Genomic DNA, 14,962 nt, shown 5'->3' with positions numbered 1-14,962 from the left:
GGAGCGCAGCGGAATCGGCGCAGCCGACGCGACCGCAGGGAGCGCCCTTTACTCGGGACACGGAAACCCGACACTGACAAAGAAGCGAGTGGCCCAACGTTCACGTATCGACACGCGCCCCACCCCACCGACCGCGTGCCCAACGACGCCGAGACCCGCTAGGCCACCGTCCGCAGCCCCCGCACCTGAGCCGCCCCCATTCCCCGCACCACCCGATGCGCGCACACCGCCGCCAGCAGCTCCCCCAGCAGATCCGGATCGTCGATCTCCAGCCCGAGCAGGGACTCGATCCGTTCCAGCCGCTGGTAGAGCGACTGGCGGCCGATGTGCAGCAGGGCCGCCGTCCGGGTCGGCGAGCAGCCGTGCCGTAGATGAACTTCGAGCGTGCGCACCAGGTCGCTGGGGTGGGCCGCCTCCCAGGACAGGAGTGGGCCGAGCGCGTGCTGCACCAGCCGTGCCAGGCGGTCCCGGTTCGCGTCGATGCCGCCGCGCGTCAGCTCCCGTTCCAAGGACAGTGCTCGCGCCGACGTCACCAACGGGCCTTCCGGTGCGGCGGGTTCGGCGGCCGGGACGGTCAGGGCCAGTTCCAGGGTCGTACGGGCCGCCCGCAAGGTGTCGCTCCAGCGCAGCCAGCCGCTGCCGGTGTCGACCGCGTGCCCGACCGCGACGGTCAGCCCGGGGTCGGCGGCCGTACGGAAGGCCTCCTGCACGGCGCGGATCGGGTCGCCGGAGACGGAGCCGGGGAGTGCCAGCAGTGCGAGTACGTCTCCGGGGAACGCCGCCCGCAGCACGCTCGCCCCGCCCAGGAGGCGTACCGCTCGGTCGACTGCCGTTACCTCCCGTGCGCCATGTACCGAGACGCCGATCAGGCGGGCGCCCGGGCCGGGGTGGAAGCCGGCCAGTGCCGAACGCGCCTCGACCTCCGGCTGGTTCAGCGCGGCCCGGTCGGCGAGGTCGGCGAGGAGGGCGGCCGTGTGGTCGTCGCCCCACGGTCGTACGACGGAACGGCCGGACAGGCCGCGGGCCACGATCGCCCGGTTGGCGGCCTCGGTGATCCGCACGAAGGGGACGACCCGGTGGAGGGCCAGGAGGGGGAGGCCCAGGCGGCGGGCCTCGTCCGTGACCTCCGGGGGCATGGTCGGGAGGGAGCGGCCGATCTCGACCGCCAGGCCGGAGGCGCCCCGGGCCGCCAGTTCGCGGACGTAACGTCGGCGGATCTCGGCGTCCGTGTCGGTGAGGCCGAAGCCGTTGGTGAGGAGCAGTTCGCCGCCGTCGAGGAAGTTCGCGCCCTCGTAGACCTCGCTGGAGTGGACCCAGCGGACGGGGCGGTCGAGGGCGGCCTCTCCGGCCAGCAGCTCGGGCTCGGTGGCACGGATCGGGTCGAGGGCCAGGACCTCACGGAGGGTGAGTGCGGGCACGGGAACCTCCAGGGGCGCTGACAGTTCGTCCGGCTAAGGGATGCGGGGAGAGTACTTTCCGCACGTTGCCCTCGTGTTTCGGCCACTGGAGAGTGAAGACATGAAGCCTTTGGATCAGGCACAGGCAAGCGCCTGGCTCGGCACCGCCGTCGCGGAGGCCCGCGCGGGACTCGGCGAGGGCGGCATCCCGATCGGCGCCGCGCTCTACGGCGCCGACGGCACCCTGCTGGGGCGCGGCCACAACCGGCGCGTCCAGGACGACGACCCCTCGATGCACGCGGAGACGGCCGCCTTCCGGGCGGCGGGACGGCAGAGGTCGTATCGCGGGACGACCATGGTCACCACCCTCTCGCCGTGCTGGTACTGCAGCGGACTGGTCCGCCAGTTCGGGATCTCGCGGGTCGTCGTCGGCGAGGCCGCGACCTTCCACGGCGGGCACGACTGGCTCGCCGAGCACGGTGTGGAGATCGTCGTCCTCGACGACCCCGAGTGCACCTCGCTGATGCGCGACTTCATCAAGAACAACCCGGCACTCTGGAACGAGGACATCGGTGACTGAGCCCCAGACCGCACCCCGCATCCCGACCATCGATCTCGGGCCCTGGATCTCCGGGGACGAGCAGACGCGGAAAGACATCGCCCGTACCGTCGACGACGCCCTGCAGACCGCCGGGTTCCTGCTCGTCACCGGGCACGGTGTCGACCCGGCTCTCCGGTCCCGTATCCGGGAGGCCTCGCGCGCCTTCTTCGCCCTCCCCGTCGATGTGAAGGAGCCCTACTCCGCCAAGGTCGGCGGGCGCGGCTGGCTCGGGCCCGGCGCCGAGGCCAACGGGTACTCGGAGGGGACCGAGACTCCGCCCGATCTGAAGGAGTCGCTGACCTTCGCCACGCACCGGCCCTTCGAGGACCCGGTGATCAACGCCGAGTGGTACGCGCCCAATGTGTGGCCCGACGAGATGCCCGAGCTGCAGGCGCTCTGCGAGGAGTACCTCGACCGGATGGGGGAGCTGGAGAAGCAGCTGTTGTCGCTGCTCGGGGTGGCGCTGGGCCTCGAACCCGACTTCTTCTCACGGCACATGGACCATCCGACGTACGGGTTCAACATCAACTGGTATCCGGGGGTCGAGGTCGTCGGGGAGCCGGAACCGGGGCAGTTCCGGATCGGGCCGCACACCGACTTCGGGACGGTGACCATCCTCGACCGGCAGGCCGGGAAGGGGGGACTGCAGGTCTTCACCGATGAGGGTGGGTGGGAGGACGCGCCGTTCGATGCGGAGGCGTTCACCATCAACATCGGGGATCTGATGGCCCGTTGGACCGGTGACCGGTGGCGGTCGGGACGGCACCGGGTGCTGCCGCCGCCGGCCGACGCGCCCGCCGAGGAGCTGATGTCGCTGGTCTACTTCGGCGAGTGCACTCCGGGCACGCTGGTGGAGTCCGTGCCCGCGCCGGTCGGGCGGGTGGCGTACGAGGCCGTCGACTCGCATGTCTATCTGCGGGAGAAGCTGGACTCGATCACCGTCGACTGAGTCCGTCGCCCAAACCTCCGCCGCTCCGACATTTTCGTAACGCAACGGACACCGCACGACCTAGTCCGAACCAACTCCCCCTATTTACCCTGGTGTTGACAGACAGTTGTTGGTGCCGGGCGACCGCTCAGGGGGAGATGCGGTGGGTAGAGGGCTGCATGGACGCGGGGCGCTGTTCGAGGCACAGCCGCCCGGTCTCGCCTCGCGCCTGGTCGGCCTGCGTCCCTACCAGCTCCTCACCTCGCCGTACGAACACCGGGAACCGCCGTTCGTGGTGCTCGCGGGTGCGCGCGGGCTCGGCAAGAGCATGGTGCTGGCCGAGTTGCGGACCGCGTACCGCGGGCACACGCCGGTCGCGCTGATCGACTGCGAGGCGGACCGGCTGACCCGGCTGCCGGGCGAGCGGCCCGCCGCGACCTGGTCGCCGGTGTGGCAGGCGCTGACGTCGATCGCGGAGCAGCTGCGGGAGCCGGTGGTGCACGGCGCCGGGAGCATCGACTTCCCGCGTCTCGAGGCCGGACTCCTCGCCGTCTGCGCGACGGGCTGGGGTGCCAGGGACGAGGACAGTGCCCGCGAGGAGGCCCGGCGAATCCTGCTGCTGAGCGATCCGGCCCGGCGCTGGTCCGTGATCGCGCAGGGCTGGGCCACCAAGGTCGCCTCCCGGCTGATCGCCAACGTGTCCGGTACCGGGCCGGTGGGTCAGGCCTTCATCGAGGCGACCCTGGACACCCTCTTCGACCTGGTGTGGACGCCGAACGGGCTGCTGAAGGCGGGGGCCGAGTGGTATCGGGACTATCCCGGCGCGAGCGGTGACGCCCGGCGCGGGCTGATCGAGATCGCCCGGGACTTCCGCGCCGACGGCACCTCCCGCGCGGACGCCGAGCGCTGGCTGCTGCGGGCGCTGCTCGCCGACCTGGGCGACACGTACCGGCGCCGGTGGGAGCGGATGCGCCGGGTGGGGCGGCCGGTCGTGCTCGTCGACAATGTGCAGTCGGGGCCGGGTCCGGGGCTGCTGAAGGCCGTACTGAAGGAGCGTGCCGACGGCATCGGCGACCAGGTGGCGTTCTTCGCCACCCTGCGCGGCCACCGTCACCCGGAACTGCCGGACGCCGTACGGCATCCGCTCCCGGAGGTGGCCCGCGCGAGCGGCTGGGTGCCGGGCGCCTCGCCCTCCTCGCACGCCCTGTTGGTGACCTTGCCGCCGCTGACTCCCGAGGAGACGCGACGCGTCATCGCGGACATGTGCGTGACGGACGACGCTACGCGCATCGAGGTGCCACCCCAACTGCCGTACGCCATCCACCGGTTGACGGCCGGCAGTCCGCTGGGGGCGGCGGTGCTGGGGCAGGCCGTACGGCAGAACCGGCCCGTCGGGGCCGTCAGTCCGGGCGAGTTGCTGACCGCGGGGCTCAAGCCGGACGGTGACGCGGAGAGCGATCAGCGGCCCGTGTACCGGGAGTTGCTCGACCGGCTGGTGCCCGCGGTGCTCGCGGAGGAGCTGGCCGTGCTCGCCACCGCGCACGACGGGGACTCGGCACGGGCGCTGGCCGAGGCGCGGCTGGGGGACAGTTTCGGGGCGGCCGGGGTGAACCGGCTGCGCACCCAGCTCACGACCGAGGGACTGCCCCCGGCCGCGGGCTACTTCGTGGGCGACCCCTTCCTGCGCACCCTGCTCCTGCTGCGGCTGCACCTCGACGACGCCGACCACGGACGCTGGCGTGCCGTGCACCGCTCGCTGCTCTCGCACTACGAGGGCCTGCCCGGCAACCCGGACGCCCCGGCCCGCGCCCGCTACCGGCTGCACCACGAACTCGCCCTGGGTGACACGGGGTTCGCAGTGGCGTATCTGCGGAACACCTTCCGCGTCATCGCCCCGCGCGCCTGGCTGGAGACGCTGCTGTTCGTCACGGCCGCGCCCTACTACCACGCGCACGATCCGCACGGCCGGGACATCGGCGCGGCCGGCGACCACCGAAGAGCCGTGGCGCTCGCCCGCACGGACGCCGAGGAGGAGCCCCCGGACGGCGTGGACGCGGCCCTGCATCTGACCGTACGGCGGCTGCTGCACGCGGTGTGGCAGGTGACGGACCCGCTGGTGCTGCCGGACGAGGTGGTCGCGGGGCGGATGCACTTCGATCTTGAACAGTTGTCGAACATCTGGCCCGCGGGCAGCGAGCCGTTGTGGCGGGCCGCGCAGCAGTGGCCCGAGGACGCGCTGGCCGGGCGTCCGCTGCGGGTGCCGGCCGGGGACAGCGGAGACGGGGGTCTGCGATGAGCCGGTGGACACGCCAACTGACGGAACGGGTCCGGACGATCCCGATCTACCGCTACACGGCCCTCGTGGTCGCCGCCGCCCTGGTCTTCGGCCTGGTCGTGCTGATCCGCGCCGTCCTGCACGACGACCGTTCCTGCGCGGCCGGGGTGGCCCGCCCCGAGGACAGCGCCGAGTGCGTGGGGGTGTCGACGTCTGCCTTCGACTTCGGGCAGCGCCGGCTCACCGCCACCATCAAGGCGGTGGACCGCGAGAACCGCACCCTCAAGGCCGGCACGTACGTCACGGTCGCCCTGTACGAGCCCTTCAGCGCGCGCGACACCGACAACCTGAACGACGTGCTGCACGAACTGCAGGGCGCCTACCTCGCGCAGTACCGAGCCAACCACGACGACAACGGCGAGACCCCGTACATCCGGCTGGTGCTCGCCAACCCCGGCGCCAACGGCGCCTATTGGGAGCGGGCGGTCGACAAGCTGTCGGCGATGACGACCACCTCAGACCGGCTGCGCGCGGTCACCGGCATAGGGACCAGCACCGACAACAACAAGAAGGCCGTGGCGAAACTGACCCGGCTCGGCATCCCGGTGGTCGGCTCCTCCATCACCGCCGACGACCTCGCCAACGGGCAGCGGAACAAGGACCCTTACCCGGGGCTGGCCCGCGTCTCCCCCACCAACACCGACGAGGCCCGCGCCCTCGCCTCCTTCGCCAGGGTGACGGCGGACCGGGCACTGCTGGTCTACGACAAGCCGGGCGACCCGTACACGAAGACGCTCCAACAGGCCTTCTCCACCCTGCTCAAGGGTTCGCCGTACGGCTCGTGGCCGTTCACCCCGCCCGCCGACCGGAGCCAGGAAGGCAGTACGCCCAACACGTTCCGGCAGATCACCGACCTCGTCTGCGACACGGACGTGAAGCTGGACACGGTGTTCTTCGCGGGCCGGCACACCCAACTGCGGCAGTTCATCAACGCGTTGGGCCGCCGCGGCTGCCAGTCACGGAAGTTCACGGTGCTCACCGGCGACGAGGGCTCGTACCTGACCGCCGACAAGAAGCTCGACCCCAGTGCCCTCCAGCACGGCGTCTCCGTCCGCTACACCGCCCTCGCCCACCCGGACGCCTGGATCGACAACGCCCCGGCGACCGGCGGTTCGGCCCAGGACTCGCAGGACCTCGACAAGCTGTTGGCAGCCGCCAGGACCGCACCGGTCGGCCCGCTCGGCACGGTCTCCCTCGACGACGGCCAGGCGATCATCTCCTACGACGCGATGACCCTCGCCGTCCACGGCATCCGCGAGGCCACCCCCGACCAGCAGAAGATCCCGCCCCTGTCCGACGTCGGCCTCCAATGGCCGCAGGTCAAGGGCTCGTTGCGGGTGAGCGGGGCGAGCGGCTGGATCTGCCTGGACGTCCACGGCAACCCGTACGACAAGGCCGTACCGATCGTGGAACTCACCCCGCGGGGCACCGCCCGCTTCGTGAAGATCGCCTGGCCGGAGGACAGGCCCCCGGGGAAGGAGTGCCTGCCTCCGGCCTAGGAGATCGTGTTCGAAAGGGACCTCAGACGCCGGCGTAGGAGTGCTTGCCGCCGACGAAGATGTTGACGCCGTAGTAGTTGAAGATCCAGCAGCCGAAGGCGATCAGGGCCAGGTAGGCGGCCTTGCGGCCCTTCCAGCCGGCCGTGGCGCGGGCGTGCAGGTAGCAGGCGTAGGCGACCCACGTGATGAACGCCCAGGTCTCCTTCGGGTCCCAGCCCCAGTAGCGGCCCCAGGCCGACTCGGCCCAGATCGAGCCCGCGATGATCGTGAACGTCCACAGCGGGAAGACGGCCGCGTTCACGCGGTAGGAGAACTTGTCGAGGTTCGCCGAGGCGGGCAGCCGCTCCATCACGGAGGTGGCGAAGGCGCCGGGCTTGCCGCCGTCCGCGAGCTTGCTCTCGTACGAGTCCTTGAAGAGGTAGAGCAGCGTGCCCACGGCGCCCACATAGAAGACCGCGCCGCAGATGATCGCGGTGGAGACGTGGATGTACAGCCAGTACGAGTGCAGGGCCGGGACCAGCTGGTCGCTGGCGGTGTACAGGACGGTGACGGCGATACCGAGGTCGAGGAGGACCGTCGTGACCAGGAACAGGCCGAGCCAGCGCACGTTCTTCTTGAGCAGCAGCAGCGTGAGGTACACGCCGACGGCGACCGTGGAGAAGGTGATGTTGAACTCGTACATGTTGCCCCAGGGCGCCCGCTCCACCGAGGCCGCGCGGGCGAGGACGCCGCTCAGCTCGACGAGGAACGCGAGCACCGTGAGGGACACGGCGATACGGCCGTAGAGGTCGCCCTGTTCGTCGCCGCCGTGCGCGCCGGGACCGTCCGGCACGTCGCGCGAGCCGGACGCGGCCCGTACGACGACCTTCGGCCGCTCCAGCACCGTGGTGGTGCCGGCCTTCTGCACGGTGACGGCGGGCGCGGCCGCCTTCTTGGCCTCGGCACCGGTCAGCGCGGCGGCCGTACGGCCGATCTTGCTGCGGCTGCCGAAGGTCCATTCGGCGATGTACGCAAGGAAGGCCAGGGTGTAGACGGCCATCGAGGAGTAGATCAGCGTGTTGCTGACGTTGGCCAGGTGCTCGTTGGTGGCGGCGGCGATATTCACTGCTGCTCAGCCCCTTCGGGGGGTACGGAGGGTTCGTCGTCGGTCTTCGTCGGGGCCCGGTCGTGCACGAACGCGGCCAGGTCGCCGAGTTCCTCGGGGAGTTTCGCGGACTCGCTGCGGCCGAGCCCGGCCATCTCGACGACGGTGGCCCCGTCGTCGCCGGTGGTCGCACGCACCCAGACGCGGCGGCGCTGGATGAACAGGGAGCCGGCCAGACCGAGGATCGCGGTGAGCGCACCGGCCAGTGCCCAGGTGGTGCCGGGCTGCTGGACGACCTGGAAGCCCGCCCACTCCTTGATCTGCTTGTCGAAGGTGATCGACCCGGCGCCGTTCGGCAGCGTCATCGTCTCGCCGGGCAGGAGCTGCGCCTTGAGGATGGCGCCCTTGGCGGTCTTGAACTGCTTCAGGTTCTTGGTGTCCAGCTGGTACACGTTCTGCGGGATACCCGAGTTGACGCCGAGGTCGCCGTGGTAGCCGGTCACGTTGAGGACCGGGTAGTCGAGCCCCGGGTACTGGGAGAACATCGTGCCGCTGCCCTTGGCGTACGTCGGCACGAACAGGGCCGCGAAGCCGAGCTGTTCGGCGACGCCCTGGGTGTTCTTGTAGCCGTCGAGGACCTTGATCGCGCCCTGCGAGGTGATGTTGGAGTCGATCGGCAGCATCGGCACGGCCTGGTGGAAGACCACGTTGCCCTTGCCGTCCCGGACGGTGACGACGGGGGCGTAGCCGTGACTGACGAGGTAGACCTTCGAGTCGCCGATCTCCAGCGGCTCGTTGACCTTGATCGTGTGCTTCTGCGACTTGCCGTAGGCGCCGAGGCTGTAGGTGATGTCGGCCTGGAAGGTGCTCGGGGTGCCGCGGTTGGGGCCGGTGCGCTGGTAGGTGCCGACGAAGTTCTTCAGGTTGAAGCTGAACGGCACGAGGTCGTCGTCGCTGAAGAGGTTGCCGGACTTGAAGTCGTCGTACTGGGTGAGGGTGTTGGAGAAGCCGTCGCCCTCGACGATCAGCTTGTCGCCCTCGGACTTGAAGAGCTGGCCCCACGCGAAGGCGATCAGCATCACGATCAGCGCGAGGTGGAAGAGCAGGTTGCCGGTCTCGCGCAGATAGCCCTTCTCGGCGGCGACGGCGTCCCCGGCGACATGGGCGCGGAAACGCCGCTTCTTGAGCACCTGGAGGGCGACCTCGCGCACCTCGTCCGGCGCGGCGGCGGTGCGCCAAGTGGCGTACGCGGGAAGGCGGTTGAGGCGCTTGGGCGCGCCCGGCGGCCGGCCGCGGAGCTGGCCGACGAACTGCCAGGTGCGCGGGATGATGCAGCCGATGAGGGAAACGAACAGCAGGACGTAGATCGCGCCGAACCAGGCCGAGCCGTAGACGTGGAAGAGGCCGAGCTTCTGGTAGATCGGCCCGAGCGTCTTGTGCGCGTCCTGGAACTCGGACACCTTCAGCGCGTCGGTGCCGGACTGCGGGATCAGCGAACCCGGGACCGCGCCGAGCGACAGCAGGAACAGCAGCATCAGCGCGACCCGCATCGAGGTCAGCTGCCGCCACATCCAGCGGGCCCAGCCGAGCGCCTCACGACCGGTCCAGGCGAGCCAGCCGGTCAGGCCGGGGGCGCGGTTGCCGCCGAAGGAGCCGGGCATGGCCGTCTCGACGGGGGCGGTGGAGAGCTGCGAGCCGGCGGCGCCGAGGTCCTGGTCCTCGCCTGCCGGGTTCTCGGGCGCTTCCGTGGACGTCTTGCTCATCGATCAGATCCCTACAGTGAAGCCGTCGGACCAGCTCTGCATGTCCTGCACCAGCGCGTCCCAGGCGCCGGTGAGCAGCAGCACGCCGGTCACGATCATCATGGTGCCGCCGACCCGCATCACCCAGACGTAGTGGCGCTTGACCCAGCCGAAGGCACCGAGGGCCTTGCGGAAGGCGACCGCGGTGAGGACGAAGGGGACACCCAGGCCGAGACAGTACGCGACGGTCAGTATGGCGCCGCGACCGGCACTCGACTGGTCCATGGAGAGCGCCTGCACCGACGCGAGGGTCGGTCCGATGCAGGGGGTCCAGCCGATCCCGAACAGCGCGCCGAGCAGCGGAGCTCCTATCAACCCGGTCGTCGGCCGCTTGTGGAAGCGGAACTCGCGCTGGGTCAGCCAGGGCATCATCCCCATGAAGAACACGCCCATGAGGATCATGAGCACGCCCAGCACCTTGGACAGGACTTCCTTGTTCTCCTGGAGCGTCTGCCCGAAGAAGCCGAACAGGGCCCCGCCGGAGACGAACACGACGGTGAAGCCGAGCACGAACAGAGAGGCGCCCGCGACCATCCGGCCCCGGCGGGCGTCACCGAGATCGGTGCCGGTGACTCCCGTGACGTAGGAGAGGTAGCCGGGGACGAGCGGCAGGACGCACGGGGAGAAGAAGGAGACGAGTCCGCCGAGGACCGCGATCGGCAGCGCGAGCAGCAAGGCTCCGCTGCGGACTGTGGTGTTGGGGTCGGTGACCGCTGCGAGCAGCACGTCAGCTCACTTCTCCGCGATGACCGGGTCGAGCATCTCGCGCAGCTTGTCCTCGCTGAGTGCCTGGAGTGCGCGCGCCGCGATCTTCCCGTCCCGGTCGATGACGATCGTGGAGGGGATGGCCTGCGGGTTGAGAGTGCCCTTCTTGAACCGGAGCATCAGCTTGCCCGTCGGGTCGTACAGGCTGGGATAGGGGACGGCGTACTTCTTCTCGAAGGCTACGGCCGGTTCGGTGCTGGTGTCGCGGGTGTTGAGGCCGACGAACTGGACGCCCTTGCCGGCGGTGGCCTTGGCGACCTGGACGAGGTTGTCCGCCTCGGCGCGGCACGGGGAGCACCAGGAACCCCACACGTTGACGACGACGACCTTGCCCTTGTAGTCGGCGGTGTCGATCGTCTTGCCGTCGATGGTCTTGCCGGACAGGTCGGGGGCGGCCTGGCGGTCGCCCTTCTTGACGGTCGCGATGCCGTCGGAGCCGGTGATGAAGTTGGTGTTGCCGGAGCCCCCGGAGGTACCTCCGGAGCTGCAGGCGGACAGCACCAACGCGGCGACGGCAACGCCGGCGGTCGACAGGACGGCGCGGCTACGGGCGCGACTGGCGGCACTCATGTGAAAAGTTTCGCATGCCCGTTCTGAGGATCTTGCGCGCCCCCCTCAAGGGCGCCGGGCGGGCGGAAACCCGCATTTCAGAGGACGTATCAGGCAACGTCTCGGGCGACGCTTCAGGCAGCGTCTCCGGTGGCCGTCGAGGAGGCGGTGGGGCTCGCGGCCAGGAAGGACTTCCAGCCGCCGGAGGGCGCCTGTCCGACATCGAGGGTGCGCAGCTGGGCGAGCACCTCGGGCTTCTGCACGTCGATCCAGTCGGTGAACTGCTTGAAGGAGACCAGCCGTACGTCCTCGCCCTTCTCCTTCAGCTGGGCGATGTGCTTGAAGGCCTGCTCGACGGCGTCCATGTAGATGCCGCCGTTCCAGTGCTCGAAGTGGTTGCCGATGAAGAAGGGGGCCCGGTTCGACTCGTACGCGCGCTGGAAGCCGGAGATGTAGGCCTGCGCGGCCTGGGTACGCCAGCCCGGGTAGTTGTAGGCGGGCGCGTTCGTGGAGTTGACCGACTGGTTGGCCAGCATGTTGTAGTCCATCGAGAGGACTTCGAAGCTGTGCCCGGGGAAGGGGACCGCCTGGAGCGGGTAGTCCCACACGCCGTTCCGCTTCACGGGCCAGACCTGGCGGCCGCCGGGCGAGGAGGCGTCGTAGCGCCAGCCGAGGGAACGGGCGGTGGGCAGCAGGTTGTCCTGGCCGAGCAGACAGGGCGTACGGCCGCCGACGAGCTCCTTGTCGTAGTCGAAGGGCAGTGCCGGCAGGTCGGTCCAGCCGGTGTTGGTGCGCCACTCCTTGACGAAGGACTTGGCCTGGTCGATCTCGCTGCGCCACTGCTGGGGCGTCCAGTTGGCGACCGTGCCGTAGCCGGAGCAGAAGTGGCCGTTGAAGTGCGTGCCTATCTCGTGGCCCTCGAGCCACGCGCGCCGCACGTTGGTGAGCGTCGCCTTGACGTGCTCGTCGGTGAGGTAGCCGATGTCGGAGGCGCCACGCGCGTTGTTCGGCGGGTTGTACAGGCGCTTCTTCGACTCGGGCAGCAGATACAGGCCGGAGAGGAAGAAGGTCATGCTCGCGCCGTACTGCTTCGCGAGGTCGAGGAAGCGCGGGAACAGTCCATTGCCGACCTCGCCCGCGCCGTCCCAGGAGAAGATCACGAACTGCGGCGGGGTCTGCCCGGCCTCCAACGGCACCGGCTTGCTGGGCTGCTTGGGCTGCGCGCCGGTGAACGACGTGGACCCGTCACCGATGGGCTTGGCCCGGGGCTCCAGTGCCTTGGTGGGACCGCCGGAGTGCCCCTTGCCGGAACCGTCGGAGGAGCCCAGCCCGCCCGAACCGAGGGTGCCGCACCCCGCGAGTCCTACGGCCGCCGCGGCGCCCGCACCGACTCCGAGCGCTCCCCGTCGCGTGAGACTCCGCATTGCTTCCCCATCCGTCGCGTCCTCTGTGGTCAACCTGTGAGAGGACGCGACGGACGGGAAAGTTCGCCGGGAACCATGTGGGTTCCGAAACAAATGTCACAGGACTGTCCGTGACGCCTACTTCGACGGGCGGTCGGGCGTTGTCGGTCAGGCCTTGTCGGGGTCGGGCGTTGTCGGGATCAGGCGCCGAAGGCCTTGTCCTTGCCCTTGACGGGCTTCGCGCCGGCGAGGAGATGGGCCGGGACGAGATCGCGGGCCGGTTCGGTGTAGCCGACGGACACGATCTTGTCGCCGCGGTAGGTGAAGGTCGTCAGGGACGCGAGGGTGCACTGCCGCTTCCGCGGGTCGTGCCACAGCCGCCGCCGCTCGACGTAGGACCGCACGATCCAGATCGGCAGCTGATGACTGACCAGCACCGCCTCGTGCCCACGGGCGGCGTCCTTGGCGGCGTCCAACGCGGCCATCATCCGCACCACCTGGTCGACGTAGGGCTCGCCCCAGGACGGCTTGAACGGGTTGACGAGGTACTTCCAGTTCCCCGGCTTCTTCAACGCCCCGTCGCCGACCCCGAAGGTCTTGCCCTGGAAGACGTTGTCGGCCTCGATGAGCCGCCCGTCGGTCGCGAGGTCGAGCCCGTGCGCCTTGGCGATCGGCGTGGCGGTCTCCTGCGCCCGCTCCAGCGGGGAGGCGACGACGTGCGTGACATCGCGGGAGGAGAGGTGCTCGGCGACCCGGTCGGCCATCTGCCGCCCGAGTTCGGAGAGGTGATAGCCGGGCAGCCGCCCGTACAACACCCCCTCCGGATTGGCGACTTCGCCGTGCCGCATCACATGCACGACGGTGATGTCACTGGTGTTGTCAGTGGAGTTGTTGCTCGTGCCGGTCATGCTGCCGTGGCCTCCGCCGCCGCTCGGGCCGCCGCCGGGAGGGCGTCGGCGATCCGCTGGATGGCCCGTTCGTCGTGGGCCGTGGAAACGAACCAGGACTCGAAGGACGAGGGAGGCAGATAGACCCCGCTCGCCAGCATCGAGTGGAAGAAGGCGGTGAAGCGGTACGACTCCTGCGCCTTGGCGTCCTCGTAGTTGCGCACGCTCCGGTCGGTGAAGAACACGGAGAACATGTTGGAGGCGTTCTGCAGCCGGTGCGCGACACCTTCCTTGCTGAGCGCCTCGGTGACGAGCGCCTGGATCTGCGCGGATACGGCGTCGATCGTGTCGTAGGCCGCGTCGTCGAGGAGTCGCAGCTGGGCGAGGCCGGCGGCGGTGGCGACGGGATTGCCGGAGAGGGTGCCGGCCTGGTAGACGGGCCCGGCGGGAGCGAGGTGCCCCATGATGTCGGCGCGCCCGCCGAACGCGGCGGCGGGGAAGCCACCGCCCATGACCTTGCCGAAGGTCATGAGATCGGGGACGACCCCGTCGATCCCGAACCACCCGGCCCGGCTGGTCCGGAACCCGGTCATGACCTCGTCGGAGATGAAGAGGGCACCGTTCTTCGAGCAGGCGTCCTTGAGCCCCTGATTGAACCCGGGCGTCGGCGGCACAACGCCCATGTTCCCGGGCGAAGCCTCCGTAATAACGCAGGCAATCTCACCGGGATGCCGGTGGAAGGCCTCGTTCACGGCTTCGAGATCGTTGTACGGCAGGACGATCGTGTCGCCGGCCTGGGCGCCGGTGACGCCGGGGGTGTCGGGCAACGCGAAGGTGGCGACGCCGGAGCCCGCGGCAGCGAGGAGCGCATCGACGTGACCGTGGTAACACCCGGCGAACTTGATCACCTTCGGCCGCCCGGTGAACCCGCGGGCCAGCCGGATCGCGGACATGGTCGCCTCGGTCCCGCTGCTGACGAGCCTCACCTGCTGGACGGGCTCGACCCGGGCGACGATCTCCTCGGCGAGCGCGACCTCGCCCTCGCCGGGGGTACCGAAGGAGGTCCCGCGCGAGACGGCGTCCTGGACGGCGGCGATGACGTCGGGCTGGGAGTGCCCGAGGATCATCGGACCCCAGGAGCACACCAGGTCGACGTACTCGCGCCCGTCGGCGTCGGTCAGATAGGGACCGTCACCGGAGACCATGAACCGGGGCGTGCCGCCCACGGCGCGGAAGGCGCGCACCGGGGAGTTCACACCGCCCGGTGTGACGACCGACGCACGGTCGAAAAGAGCCTGCGAGACGGGCGCTTCGTATGGATAGGGCAGTGCGCCGGGCGACGCACTTGGCGTTCCGCTGGGCGTTTCGCTTGGCGTTTGGCTCATGACCTGCGACTTCTCCGACTTCTCGGACTCCGGGACCTCAGTTACCTCCTCAGGGTAGGCGGCGGGACACCGGGCATGGGCCCCCGCCCATCTGCGAGACTGGGAGGTGATACACACAGATACACACAGCTCGTGCGGGCGCCGGTGTTCAGGGCTTGCGCAGATCCTGCGGACAGGTGTTTCAGCGCACGTTTCGGCGGGCGGCCGTGGGGGAGGTCACTGACACGATGATCGGGTTGCGCGGCTGGGGCCACGCGTCCTAGAAAAGCAGTCGGGTGGAGATATGCATCGCGGTGGCGGACTGGGCGAGGGGACTGACGACCTGGG

Annotated in this window: 12 protein-coding genes; 4 read left to right on the top strand and 8 right to left on the bottom strand. The window is 69.9% G+C overall.

The features are described from left to right. Window positions 1-158: 158 nt before the first annotated feature. Entirely contained in the window at window positions 159-1,418 is a 1,260-nt protein-coding gene (locus tag OO70_RS46255; RefSeq protein WP_043686277.1) for a PucR family transcriptional regulator, read from the bottom strand. A gap of 100 nt (window positions 1,419-1,518) precedes the next feature. Here OO70_RS46255 and OO70_RS46250 point away from each other — a divergent pair, with 100 nt between their 5' ends. From OO70_RS46250 to OO70_RS46235, 4 genes are all read left to right on the top strand, one after another. Then, window positions 1,519-1,977: a nucleoside deaminase gene (locus OO70_RS46250; protein WP_043686274.1), complete on the top strand. Its 459-nt coding sequence runs from the start codon at window positions 1,519-1,521 to the stop codon at window positions 1,975-1,977. Then, a complete protein-coding gene (locus tag OO70_RS46245; protein WP_043686272.1) occupies window positions 1,970-2,947 on the top strand; it encodes an isopenicillin N synthase family dioxygenase in 978 nt (325 codons plus the stop codon). Before OO70_RS46250 ends, OO70_RS46245 begins: the two co-directional genes overlap by 8 nt. Before the next feature lie 142 nt (window positions 2,948-3,089). Next, window positions 3,090-5,222 (top strand): hypothetical protein, encoded by a 2,133-nt coding sequence (locus OO70_RS46240; RefSeq protein WP_043686270.1) that lies wholly within the window; start codon window positions 3,090-3,092, stop codon window positions 5,220-5,222. Further along, window positions 5,219-6,760 (top strand): type 1 periplasmic-binding domain-containing protein, encoded by a 1,542-nt coding sequence (locus OO70_RS46235; protein ID WP_043686268.1) that lies wholly within the window; start codon window positions 5,219-5,221, stop codon window positions 6,758-6,760. The genes OO70_RS46240 and OO70_RS46235 overlap by 4 nt, the downstream gene beginning before the upstream one ends. Window positions 6,761-6,782: 22 nt before the next feature. On the opposite strand, the gene ccsB is transcribed toward OO70_RS46235, so the two are convergent. The 7 genes from ccsB to hemL all read right to left on the bottom strand — a co-directional run bounded on the left by ccsB (window position 6,783) and on the right by hemL (window position 14,635). Further along, the gene (gene ccsB / locus OO70_RS46230; protein WP_043686266.1) at window positions 6,783-7,865 is read right to left on the bottom strand and encodes a c-type cytochrome biogenesis protein CcsB; all 1,083 of its coding nucleotides are present in this window, start codon (window positions 7,863-7,865) and stop codon (window positions 6,783-6,785) included. Further along, entirely contained in the window at window positions 7,862-9,607 is a 1,746-nt protein-coding gene (resB, locus tag OO70_RS46225; RefSeq protein ID WP_043686264.1) for a cytochrome c biogenesis protein ResB, read from the bottom strand. Before resB ends, ccsB begins: the two co-directional genes overlap by 4 nt. A 3-nt stretch (window positions 9,608-9,610) precedes the next feature. Further along, a complete protein-coding gene (locus tag OO70_RS46220) occupies window positions 9,611-10,372 on the bottom strand; it encodes a cytochrome c biogenesis CcdA family protein (protein ID WP_043686262.1) in 762 nt (253 codons plus the stop codon). Window positions 10,373-10,378: 6 nt separating this feature from the next. Beyond that, the gene (locus OO70_RS46215; RefSeq protein ID WP_043686258.1) at window positions 10,379-10,981 is read right to left on the bottom strand and encodes a TlpA family protein disulfide reductase; all 603 of its coding nucleotides are present in this window, start codon (window positions 10,979-10,981) and stop codon (window positions 10,379-10,381) included. 113 nt (window positions 10,982-11,094) lie between these two features. Beyond that, window positions 11,095-12,384, bottom strand: coding sequence for a polysaccharide deacetylase family protein (locus OO70_RS46210; RefSeq protein ID WP_043686255.1), 1,290 nt, complete (start codon window positions 12,382-12,384; stop codon window positions 11,095-11,097). 179 nt (window positions 12,385-12,563) lie between these two features. After that, the gene (locus tag OO70_RS46205; RefSeq protein ID WP_051742278.1) at window positions 12,564-13,271 is read right to left on the bottom strand and encodes a histidine phosphatase family protein; all 708 of its coding nucleotides are present in this window, start codon (window positions 13,269-13,271) and stop codon (window positions 12,564-12,566) included. Then, on the bottom strand, window positions 13,268-14,635 hold the full coding sequence (hemL, locus tag OO70_RS46200; protein ID WP_051742276.1) for a glutamate-1-semialdehyde 2,1-aminomutase: 1,368 nt from the start codon (window positions 14,633-14,635) through the stop codon (window positions 13,268-13,270). The genes OO70_RS46205 and hemL overlap by 4 nt, the downstream gene beginning before the upstream one ends. Between the last annotated feature and the right edge of the window lie 327 nt (window positions 14,636-14,962).

The sequence above is a fragment of the Streptomyces xylophagus genome (genome assembly GCF_000716435.1).
GTDB lineage: Bacteria > Actinomycetota > Actinomycetes > Streptomycetales > Streptomycetaceae > Streptomyces > Streptomyces xylophagus.
The sequence above is the reverse complement of the archived record's forward strand: the minus strand, read 5'-3'. Positions and strand labels throughout refer to the sequence as shown.